Below are 6,178 nucleotides of genomic sequence, written 5' to 3' on the forward strand. Positions count from 1 at the left end.
TAATCTCTCCCATAGACGCCTCCATTCAGGTTGTTTGCAAACCCACAATGGCACATCGAGGCCAGCGGGGGCGTCTACACCTTCAGAACCACCCAGAATCCCAAAATGCGATGATGCAGAAACATCAAAACATGAAAACTGCTGCTACACTTGGTCTAGTGCCCTGAAACGAAAACCAGATCTCGGAATTTACGGATCAGGGCGTATTTGACCAGAATTGGAAAGAGGGTCATTCGAAGTTGAAAAAATAGGGGTCTTTGGTTGGGGGAAAACCGCAGCAGTTGCCCTAAATTGGAATTCGAATGAGTCTATCTCCAGCCGGTTTATTCATCTTCATTGGATATTGGCTTTTCTACCTGACTGCCAGTATTCACCTAACACGCGATCACCACTTCCGTGCCCCAGTCGGCGCATTTGTCCTTCAGATCACCGGACAGGGGGGCATCGGTGAAAAGCTTGTCAGCAAATCGCAAGTCTCCAATTTTTCCTGGGGCGGAGCGACCCATTTTGGTCCGGTCCGCGACCACGTAGGTAGACTTTGCTTGTCGGATGATGGCCTTGGTTGCGTGAACTTCCTGCAAATCAAAATCCAACAGATCCCCGTCGTCGTCGATCCCGGCGCAGCTTATTATTGCTAGGTCAAACTTGAACAGATCGACGACTTGCGTCGTCAGGTTGCCGAGCAGCCCCCCATCCGAGCGTCGCAAATTTCCGCCCGCAACTATGATGTCGCAATCGGCGTTGGCAATAAGAATGTTTGCTGTATTCAGGCTGTTGGTGACAACCAGCAGTTGGGAGTGGTGCAGTAGCTCCCCCGCAACGGCTTCTGTTGTCGTGCCGATGTTGATGAAAACCGACGATCCCTCCGGAACTTCCTGCGCACATGCCCGCCCAATTTTTGCTTTGCCTTCGGCATTCAATTTCTTGCGTTGCACATATCCGAGGTTGACAAGTCCGGTTGGTAGGATGGCCCCCCCGTGCACGCGTTCCAACTTTCCTTCTTCGGACAGTGCTGCGAGGTCACGCCTGATGGTCTGGGTCGCGACTTCGAAACGCCGGGCAAGATCATCGACCAGGACTTTTCCTTCAGCTTGAGCGATTTCGAGAATTTGTGCAGCGCGAAACGCGCTTTTCACACTTTTATCTTTTTCAATTTTGCTCATTCGGGTTCACATTGGAAATCAGACGTTGTGTTTAACAGCTTTTTCACAGGATTTTTGACATCACAAGAAAAAATGAGGGTTACTGGTTGACGAATCTGCTCAAATATGTTCGTTAGCGCTACCAAATGAACATTTGTGAGCAAAAAGGGACAAGCATGACCGAGCAGCGAAAAGTGAAGGTTGTCGCCACGCTAGGCCCGGCATCAAGCTCATATGAGATTGTGCGGGCTCTGAAGCAGGAAGGTGCAGATGTCTTTCGCCTGAATATGAGCCACGGCACGCACGAAGACATCGAACGCTTGCACAGCGTCATTCGTCAAGTAGAGCGAGACTTGGGCGAGCCAGTTTGCATTCTGGCCGATCTTCAAGGTCCGAAACTACGCTGCGGTGTTTTTGAGGGTGGCAAAGCGCAGCTGGAGGCCGGTGCTGAATTTCGGTTCGACTTAAATGAAGCCGAAGGCGGCGCAACACGCGTATGCCTGCCGCATCCCGAGATATTTGCGGCGCTGAAACCGGGCGCATCGCTGTTGGTCAACGATGGCTTGCTCCGTTTGCGGGTCGAGGACTGTGGCCCAAACCACGCGAATTGCCGAGTTGAAGTTGGCGGAACGATCTCAAACCGCAAAGGGGTGAACGTCCCGGACGTGATCCTTCCGCTTGCCGCACTGTCCGAAAAGGATCGAAGCGACCTCGAATTTGCCTGCGATCTGGGGGCTGACTGGCTCGCCTTGTCTTTTGTTCAGCGTCGACAGGATGTCGAAGAGGCGAGAAAACTGGCAAACGGGCGTGCCCGGATCCTGAGCAAGATTGAAAAGCCGGCAGCGGTGGATGAATTTGCGGAAATCCTCGCGGCTTCCGACGGTATTATGGTCGCCCGCGGCGATCTCGGAGTCGAACTTCCGGTGCAACGTGTCCCGGCTATTCAGAAGCGGCTTGTGCGCGAGTGTCGAAAGGAGGGAAAGCCGGTGATCGTCGCCACACAGATGCTTGAGAGCATGACGGCGGCTCCAGTTCCGACGCGCGCAGAAGTGTCGGATGTCGCGACTGCGATCTACGACGGCGCCGATGCCATTATGCTGTCGGCTGAATCCGCCGCCGGGGGCTTTCCGGTCGAAGCCGTGCGAACCATGAACGCCGTGGCGCTGGAAACCGAGCAAGATCCGAGCTACCGACAGGTCATCGAGGCCAGCCGGGTGCCATGTCGTGACACCGTGGCCGAAGCCACCACCGCGGCTGCGCGCGAGATTGCCGAAACCACTGAGCTGCGCGCGATCTGCTGCTACACCCAGTCGGGATATACCGCCCAGCTCGCCGCGAGGGAAAAGCCGCGTGTCCCGATTCTGGCCCTGACACCGTATATCAAAACCGCACGGCGGTTGGGGCTCGTCTGGGGATTAACCTGCCATCAGATCGCGCCGGGGGAAAGGTTCAAGGACGCTGTCCAGGCTGCAATTCGCATCACCAGGGACACAGGGCTTGCCCGGGAGGCAGATAGGATCGTGATCACAGCGGGCGTGCCGCTGAACACCGCCGGAACCACTAACATTCTTCGCATCGCCTCAGTTGAGGAAGGTGAGGCGGCCGCCTTTAAGGGCGGCCAGGTCAAACAGATGTATCGATCAACTCAAGAGGTAAGATCATGACAGTCAAAGTTGCAATCAACGGATTTGGCCGCATTGGTCGTTGTATTCTTCGGTCGCTGATCGAATCCGGACGCAACGATGTGAGCGTTGTTGCGGTGAATGATCTGGGGCCGGTGGAAACCAATGCGCATCTGCTGAAATACGACAGCGTGCACGGCCCTCTTGGCGAAGAGGTTGCGGCTGAAGGCGGCACTCTCTTGGTTGGCGGGAAGGCCATTCGTGTCACCGCGGAACGCGATCCGGCGAAACTCGATTGGGGCGATGTCGATGTGGCATTGGAGTGCACCGGCATCTTCACCAAACGCGACGCTGCCGTTCAACATCTCGGCAACGGGTCGAAGAAAGTACTGGTTTCGGCGCCCGCCACGGGTGTCGACAAGACCGTCGTATATGGCGTCAATCATCTTAGCCTGTCCGGGCGCGATGTCGTGGTGTCCAATGCCAGCTGCACAACCAATTGCCTGTCGCCGGTCGCCAAGGTTCTGGACGAAGCTTTCGGCATTGATACCGGCTATATGACCACTATCCATTCCTACACCGGCGACCAGCCGACGTTGGATACGATGCACAAGGATCTCTATCGCGCTCGCGCCGCTGCCATGTCGATGATTCCGACTTCGACCGGCGCGGCTCGTGCCGTTGGCGAAGTGCTGCCGCAACTCAAGGGGCGTCTGGATGGCTCAGCCATCCGTGTTCCGACGCCCAATGTTTCTGCGGTGGATCTATGTTTCACCACCAAGACTTCGGCCACAGTTGACGAAATCAACAATGCGGTCCGAGCAGCTGCGGTGGGCGAAATGCGGGGCGTTCTGGCTGTGTCGGAGGAACCGCTGGTCTCGACCGATTTTAATCACAACTCGCATTCCTCTATCTTTGCCACGGACCAGACGCGTCTGACCGACGGTGGTATGTTCCGCATCCTCAGCTGGTACGACAACGAATGGGGGTTCTCCAACCGGATGCTCGACACCTCTTGCGCCATGGCGCATGCCAACTAAAGGCGAGCCAGTATGAGCACCATTATCGACATTCACGCGCGCGAAATTCTGGACAGCCGGGGAAACCCAACGGTTGAGGTGGACGTAATCCTTGAAGACGGCACCATGGGCCGGGCTGCGGTGCCATCGGGGGCGTCGACCGGGGCTTATGAGGCGGTCGAGAAACGCGACGGCGACAAAAGCCGCTTTCTTGGCAAAGGTGTACTTGAGGCCGTAGCCGCGGTGAATGGCGAAATCGCGGAAGAGCTGGTGGGATTTGACGCGACTGAACAGGTCGCAATTGACCAGGCAATGATCGAGTTGGACGGCACCGAGAACAAGGGTCGTCTGGGCGCGAACGCGATCCTGGGCGTGTCGCTGGCAACCGTCAAGGCGGCGGCGGATTTCACCACCCAGCCTTTGTACCGCTATGTGGGCGGCACCTCGGCCCGCGTGCTGCCGGTGCCGATGATGAACATCATCAACGGCGGCGAACATGCCGACAACCCGATCGACATTCAGGAATTCATGATCATGCCGGTTTCGGCCACGAACATCCGCGAGGCGGTTCGGATGGGCGCTGAGGTGTTTCACACGCTGAAGAAAGAGCTGTCGGCGGCCGGTCTGGCCACGGGTGTCGGCGACGAGGGCGGCTTTGCCCCGAACATCGCCTCGACCCGCGAGGCACTGGATTTCGTTCTGAAGTCGATCGAAAAGGCGGGTTACAAGCCGGGTGACGACATTTATCTGGCGCTCGATTGCGCGGCGACCGAATATTACAAGGATGGCAAATACGTTCTGTCGGGCGAGGGCAAGAGCCTGTCTTCGGATGAGAATGTGGCCTATCTGGAAGCGTTGGTGAACGACTACCCGATCATATCGATCGAGGACGGGATGTCCGAAGATGACTGGGACGGCTGGAAGGCCCTGACTGACGCAATCGGCAACAAGGTGCAGCTTGTGGGCGACGATCTTTTCGTGACCAACCCCGCACGTCTGGCTGAAGGGATCGAGCGCGGCTGCGCCAACTCGATGCTGGTCAAGGTGAACCAGATCGGTTCCCTGACCGAGACCCTGCGCGCTGTCGATATGGCCCACCGGGCACGTTACACCAATGTGATGTCGCACCGCTCGGGTGAGACCGAGGACGCCACCATCGCGGATCTGGCGGTGGCGACGAATTGCGGACAGATCAAAACCGGCTCGCTGGCGCGGTCGGACCGGTTGGCCAAGTACAACCAACTGATCCGCATTGAAGAAACGCTGGGCGAAGTCGCCGAGTACGCAGGCCCGAGTATTTTGAGCTAACGGAGGCAGTGAAATGACAGGTTCGACACAAGCCAGCAACGGGCGCTTTCTTGTTGCCGGAAACTGGAAGATGAACGGGTCATCTGAAAGTTTGCAATCCTTCCATGCGGCTTTAGATGCTTTGCGGTTTGATGCAATCGAGCTGGTCTTGTGTGTCCCAGCACCACTTATCCCACAAGCCGCCGAACTGGTTTCAGATGCCTCCATTGTAGTCGGCGCGCAAAACTGCTTCACCGGGCAAAACGGTGCGTTTACAGGAGAAATCTCTGCTGACCTTCTGGTCGACAGCGGCGCACGCTATGTCATTGTCGGGCATTCCGAACGACGAACGCTGTTTGGCGAAACCGATGAGGTGGTAAAGAACAAGATGCAGGCCGCGCTTGCAGCCGGGCTGACCGCGATATTGTGCGTCGGAGAGAGCAGTTCGGAACGCAAGGAAGGTCGTCAATTGGATGTCGTGTTGCAACAGCTTGAGGCAGCTCTTCCCGATGAGGCGACCAATCAAAACACGATTATCGCTTATGAGCCGGTGTGGGCAATAGGCAGCGGAAAATCTGCATCCATCGAGCAGGTTTCGGAAATGCATAACGTAATCTGCCGGTGGTCAGAAGAAAATGGCAGGCCGTTTCGAACTCTCTATGGCGGTTCCGTCAAACCGGATACCGCAGCGGAAATCGCTGCAGTCGATGCGGTTGATGGATTTCTCGTCGGTGGAGCATCGCTTGATCCGGTTGCCTTTGCCAAGATTGCCGCCGCTGCTGCGGAAATTCGATCGTAACCGGAAATAGTTCTGAGATGAATTGCCCAGGTTCCCGTTAATGGCGGGAACCTGACCAGGTGATCACTCGGAAGTAGTCAGGGGCACAGCCGGTCGAGCTCGCCTGAAATTGCCAATTCAGTGACCGCTTTCGCGCAACGTTTATCCGTAGCTCTCCAGGCTAGCCGTCAGGAACTTATCCGAAGATCACAAGACAAATCCAAAATTCAAATCATCCGCCGGGACCTGCCAATGACCGATTTCAAGAAAATCCTGATCGCCAACCGCGGCGAGATTGCCATTCGCGTGATGCGCGCGGCCAACGAGATG

The 6,178-nt window shown here is 56.5% G+C and carries 6 protein-coding genes; 5 read left to right on the plus strand and 1 reads right to left on the minus strand.

Annotation, left to right across the window (positions count from 1 at the left end):
- Window positions 1–374 precede the first annotated feature (374 nt).
- A complete protein-coding gene (locus ACR0AO_RS24950; protein WP_480609585.1) occupies window positions 375–1,163 on the minus strand; it encodes a DeoR/GlpR family DNA-binding transcription regulator in 789 nt (262 codons plus the stop codon).
- Window positions 1,164–1,318: 155 nt separating this feature from the next.
- Here ACR0AO_RS24950 and pyk point away from each other — a divergent pair, with 155 nt between their 5' ends.
- The 5 genes from pyk to ACR0AO_RS24975 form a co-directional block, all read left to right on the plus strand.
- Window positions 1,319–2,806 carry a pyruvate kinase gene (gene pyk, locus ACR0AO_RS24955; protein ID WP_480609588.1) on the plus strand — a complete coding sequence of 496 codons (1,488 nt, stop codon included), beginning with the start codon at window positions 1,319–1,321 and terminating at the stop codon, window positions 2,804–2,806.
- On the plus strand, window positions 2,803–3,804 hold the full coding sequence (gap, locus tag ACR0AO_RS24960; RefSeq protein ID WP_480609591.1) for a type I glyceraldehyde-3-phosphate dehydrogenase: 1,002 nt from the start codon (window positions 2,803–2,805) through the stop codon (window positions 3,802–3,804). The genes pyk and gap overlap by 4 nt, the downstream gene beginning before the upstream one ends.
- A 12-nt stretch (window positions 3,805–3,816) precedes the next feature.
- Complete coding sequence (gene eno, locus ACR0AO_RS24965) at window positions 3,817–5,091, plus strand: phosphopyruvate hydratase (RefSeq protein ID WP_480609594.1); 1,275 nt, start codon at window positions 3,817–3,819, stop codon at window positions 5,089–5,091.
- A gap of 13 nt (window positions 5,092–5,104) precedes the next feature.
- Window positions 5,105–5,869, plus strand: coding sequence for a triose-phosphate isomerase (gene tpiA, locus ACR0AO_RS24970; RefSeq protein WP_480609597.1), 765 nt, complete (start codon window positions 5,105–5,107; stop codon window positions 5,867–5,869).
- Between the two features lie 177 nt (window positions 5,870–6,046).
- The coding region (locus ACR0AO_RS24975; RefSeq protein ID WP_480609601.1) for a biotin carboxylase N-terminal domain-containing protein at window positions 6,047–6,178 on the plus strand (132 nt) is incomplete at its 3' end.

The sequence above is a fragment of the Ruegeria sp. AF8 genome (assembly GCF_056541825.1).